Here is a 4,633-nt window from a genome sequence, read left to right on the forward strand (position 1 = left end):
CGAAGGCGGGTACATTCTGGCGATACAGGCCATCGGGTAGTTCGTAGTGCTCGCGGAAGTCGGGCACCTCCAGCCATACCGCCTCGATCAGTTCCATCGGGCTTTGCGTGTGGTCGTCCCACACCAGCTTGTTGACCTTCTGGCCATGCTCGTCGTACTTGATGAACTGGATAACCGGTGCCGTGGTGAGTTGGGCACGGTGATGCTGGCGGCCAAGGCAGAGCACGCCCAGGTTGGTGAGGGTTTGCCCTTGCGCGAGCTGATAGTGATCGAGCAATTCATCGTCGGTCTTTTCTTTGACCGATGCTTTGACGCGGTCGGAAGCGCGCAAGGCCTGCAGCAGCTTGTCGCGCTTGGCAGCATCTGCCTCGACGCGAGGAATATGCAAGGTGGTCTGCGTTTCCCACGGCAGCGCGGTACGCTCGCTGGCCAGCCGCATCACGTCGTCGCCCGTGACGGGCTTGCTTTGGTCGGCCACGCGCAGGAAGTAGCGACCGTCGGTGGTGGATGCCACCGCCAGAGCGCGAGGAATGTGCAACTCGATGTACTGACCGCCATTTGGGGCGGTGACGATATCTGGCAGCACCGTAACGTTGACGGTGCGGTCGGCCAGCTTCCGCCGAAGGGTGTCGGGCAGGTCGGCGGGAATGTGTTGACTGACTGGCGGCGCATCCTGGCCATCCTCGATGCCCAGCAGCAAGCGACCGCCCGTTGCATTGGCAAAGGAAAGGCAATGCAATCCTTGGCGATTTCGTTCCAGTCTGCCGTCTTGCCGGTCACTGCCCGCAAAGACTTCTGGTCGAGGAGTTGTCCTTCCAGACCCAAATGCTGGCTCCCCCAGTTCTTCTCATCGGTTCTTGCCTCCTGAATCGTCATCGGCACCACCCGCACGAACCCATTCGTCCACCTCGGAAATTTTGAACTTCCATAGGCGCCCGACCCGATGTGCAGGCAATCCCTTGCGGTCAATCCACCGATAGATCGAGTCGCGCGTGACTCCCAGATGCTCGGTGATCTGTTCGACTGAAACCCATGGTTCAGTCATGGCGAAATCCCGAAAACGGCGTTTGATTGAGTCGCATAAAGTCGTAATCAGCAGCAAAGCAGCAATCTATCAGGTCTGGCGGTTGAGGGCTACATTTTGATGCGAAGCGTAGGCAGCGACGGCGGACATTCAAGACGGCCGCCAAGGGGTACCGCGGTAGACCCAGGTGGCGAGGAGTGTGGTGGCGGCGATGGCGATGCAGGCGGAAAAGCCGAAGGCATAAGGGGCACCGACCTCTTCCCATATCCAGCCGAACAGCAATCCCGCCGGGATCGCGCTGACGCCGGTGGCCAGGTTATACCAGCCAAAGGCCGTGCCGCGCTCGTCGGCTGTGGTCAGATCATTGATCTGGGCCCGTTCGGCCCCCTCGCTGAAGCCAAAAAACAAACCATAGGACAAGGCCACCGCCCACAACAATGGGAGGCTTCCCACCATGGCGAACAAGGCGTAGTTGCAGCCGTAGGCCGACCAACCGATGAATAAAACGGGCCGCCGCCCCAGTTTGTCGGCCAGTCTTCCGCCGCCCATGCCGGTGCTGCTCTTGGCCGCATGGATGGAGGCCCAGAGGAGGAGTACCTGTACGACGTCCATGCCGAGCTGATAAGCACGCAGCAGAATGAAGGTTTCGGTGGCGCGGGCCAGGGTGAACAGGCTCAGCGTAAGGAGATAGCGGCGGATGTGGGGTGACAGGTGGTGCGGGTTCAGGGAGATACGGGCTGGGGTCTTGTGATTAGGTGGTCGTCGCACCTCACGCACACCGCCACCGAGGAGCAAAATGGCGACGGCGCCGGGAATGGCCGACAGGAGGATGACATCCTCGAAGGGGATTCCGGAAAAATGCAAAACTGCCGCTGCCACCAGCGCTCCCAGCACCGCGCCCCCATTGTCCATGGCCCTTTGGTAGCCAAACGCAAAGCCGATGCGTTGCGGCGGCGTGGAATCTGCCAGCAAGGCATCCCTTGGTGCGGTGCGGATACCTTTTCCCATCCGGTCGATGCTGCGAACGAGCAGGAGCACCGGCCAGCTTGCCACCACAGCGATGAGCGGTCGCGCCAGATTGGAAACCGTGTAGCCGATCACCGTCAGCCCCTTGCGCCGCCCACCGATGAGGTCAGAATGCCGGCCGGACCAGAGTTTGAGAAAGCTCGCCACGGTATCCGCCACCCCTTCTACCAAGCCTAGGGCTACCGGACCCGCAGCGAGTATGGTGGCCAGGAGGACAGGGATGAGAGGGACCACCATCTCCGAGGCAAGATCATTGAAAAAGCTTACCAATCCGAGAACGAGAACGGTGAATGGCAGGGCCTGGCGCATGGGTGCTAAACCTTATGGAGCGCCTTCATGGCGCGAGTCGGGGTACCAATAAATCCATCGTCATCGACACATCCGCAGGCAGAGATCGGTCAGTGCCGGCCAGACCGGCGTGGGGTCCTGCCCCTTGATGCGGGCGTCGATGGCAAGGCAGTCCTCAATGCCCGCCAGCAGCCCCGAGCGGGTCAGACGCCGGGCGGCATTGCGCAGCCAGCCCTGCCGGGGCGGGAAAATACGGTTCTGCTGGAAGAATGCATCGGCATCCACGCCGCCAGCCCGCAATTCAGCCAGTAGGCGCAGGTCCTTGTGCAGGACCCACAGGCACAACGCCGGTTCACCGTCGCCACTGCGCAGGCGGTCGAGAATGCGCAGGATGTGTTCCGTTTCGCCGCGCAAAACCGCATCGGCGAGATCGTAAATGGTGAACTGACTACTGTCTGCCAGTACCGCACGGATAGCGGGGACATCAATGCTTTGTCCCGGATAGACCTGTTGCAGCCGCTGAATGGCCTGATGGCAGGCACTGAGATTGCCGACACTGAGGTCAGTGAGCAACTGGACAGCGGCGCTATCGGCCTGCATTCCGGCGGCGCGCAGGCGCTGCTCTACCCAGCGCGGCCAGTCTTGCCCTTCCGGGCGATACAGCAGGAGCGTGTGGCCGTGGGTCTCGACGGCCTTGAACCAAGTGGTTTTCTGTGCGCTGGCGTCAGGGCGGGGGCCACCGAGAATCAGCAGGGCGTCGGGAGGTGGCGAGGCTAGCCAGTACTGCAGAGCGGTGCTGCCTTCTTTGGGAACTTTGGGACTATCCAAACGCAGCAAGAGCAGGCGTTGTTCAGCGAAAAGCGAACCCGCGTCCCGCTCGTCGCGCAAGGTGTCCCAGATGTTACTACCTTGCTGGCCGAGGCGCTGTTTCTGGGCGAAACCCTGCTGTGCCGCAGCGGCGATCAGTGCGTCTTCCGCCTCCTGCAAGAGCAGGGGCTCATCGGAAAAGAGGCCATATACCGATGCCAGAGGGCCGCGTAAATGGCTGGCCCATTGCGCTGGCTTCAGTCGCACTCAGGGAGCCTGCTGGCGGAAATCGGGGCTGTTGAGCACCCGCCGCAGAATCTGTCGTGCGCCCTGTTCCATCAGCAGCCGCTGCGTGGTGATCTGCTGCTCATTAGTCGCCAGTGGGTTGCTGCTGTTGTAGCTGAAACTGTTCTCCACGAGCAGCGGTTGCGGCGTGAGAAGTAGCTGATGGTCGCTGCCGATGACGCTGATCTCGGCGTGCAAGGTGTCGAGAAACTCCAGCGCCACACCGTTGCTTGGGCTGATGCTGATGATCCGCTGGCTGACATAGGCATTGTCGATCTGCAATAAGGGGCCACCCGACTGCGCATGGTTGCCGCGACGTTGCAGCGCACGATCGACGGCTTGCGCCAGCGTGCCTCCAGAGGGGCCGGTACCCGCTACGCGCAAGCCGACCAGCCTCGGCGGAATGCTGGCCCCGGTTTGCAGATGAAAGCCGCAGCCGCCCAGCAGCAGAGCCATCCCCGCCACGAGCCAGCAGCGACGCCACTGCCCTGTGCGGCTCATCCCGCCACCACATTGACCAGACGGCCGGGTACGATGATCACTTTACGCACGGTTTTACCCTCCAGATGGCGCTGCATGGCCGGATCGGCCAGTACCGTCTGTTCGACGCCGGCATGGTCCGCATCAGCGGGGAAATCCATGCGTTCGCGCAACTTGCCGTTGATCTGAATGACCAGTGTCACGGTATCGCAACGCAGGGCCCCGGCATCAGCGACGGGCCAGGAGGCATGGCTGATCACGCCACTCTGCCCCAGTTTTTCCCAAAGCACCTCGGCGATATGGGGCGCAAAGGGGGCCAGCAGCAGGGTCAGGGCGCGCAGTCCTTCGCCCAGCACTGCCCGTAAGTCGGCCGGGGCATCCGCAGGGACCTTCATCAGGCTGTTGGTCAACTCCATGATGGCGGCGATGGCGACGTTGAAATGATAGCGCCCGTCCATGTTGCGACTGACCCGGTCGATGCACTGATGCACCGCGCGGCGCAGGTCCACCGCCTCGGCGGAGAGCTCTGCGGGCAGTGCCGGGGGCGTGGCGCCATACTCGTGGACCAGGCGCCAGAATCGGTTGAGGAAGCGGTAAGCACCTTCCACGGCGCTGTCCGACCACTCCAGATGCTGTTCCGGCGGCGCCGCGAAGAGGATGAAGAGGCGCGCGGTATCAGCCCCGTAGCGGTCGATCAGGCCTTGCGGATCCACCGTATTGCCC

At 62.2% G+C, this 4,633-nt stretch carries 6 protein-coding genes; all 6 read right to left on the reverse strand.

Annotated elements, in window-relative coordinates; genetic code table 11:
• Nucleotides 1-700 (reverse strand): hypothetical protein (locus M7F93_RS11065; protein WP_463670976.1); only part of this gene is annotated, 700 nt, incomplete at its 3' end.
• Nucleotides 701-847: 147 nt separating this feature from the next.
• A complete protein-coding gene (locus M7F93_RS11070; RefSeq protein ID WP_014028289.1) occupies nt 848-1,045 on the reverse strand; it encodes a helix-turn-helix domain-containing protein in 198 nt (65 codons plus the stop codon).
• A gap of 129 nt (nt 1,046-1,174) precedes the next feature.
• Complete coding sequence (locus tag M7F93_RS11075) at nt 1,175-2,359, reverse strand: MFS transporter (protein ID WP_298173380.1); 1,185 nt, start codon at nt 2,357-2,359, stop codon at nt 1,175-1,177.
• A 60-nt stretch (nt 2,360-2,419) separates the two neighbouring features.
• The gene (gene holA, locus M7F93_RS11080; RefSeq protein WP_298173383.1) at nt 2,420-3,412 is read right to left on the reverse strand and encodes a DNA polymerase III subunit delta; all 993 of its coding nucleotides are present in this window, start codon (nt 3,410-3,412) and stop codon (nt 2,420-2,422) included.
• Nucleotides 3,413-3,931: an LPS-assembly lipoprotein LptE gene (locus M7F93_RS11085; protein WP_298173386.1), complete on the reverse strand. Its 519-nt coding sequence runs from the start codon at nt 3,929-3,931 to the stop codon at nt 3,413-3,415.
• Nucleotides 3,928-4,633 (reverse strand): class I tRNA ligase family protein (locus M7F93_RS11090; RefSeq protein ID WP_298173389.1); only part of this gene is annotated, 706 nt, incomplete at its 5' end. The genes M7F93_RS11085 and M7F93_RS11090, both read right to left, overlap by 4 nt.

This window comes from Acidithiobacillus sp. (genome assembly GCF_027322205.1).
In the GTDB taxonomy this organism is placed as follows: Bacteria; Pseudomonadota; Gammaproteobacteria; order Acidithiobacillales; family Acidithiobacillaceae; genus Acidithiobacillus.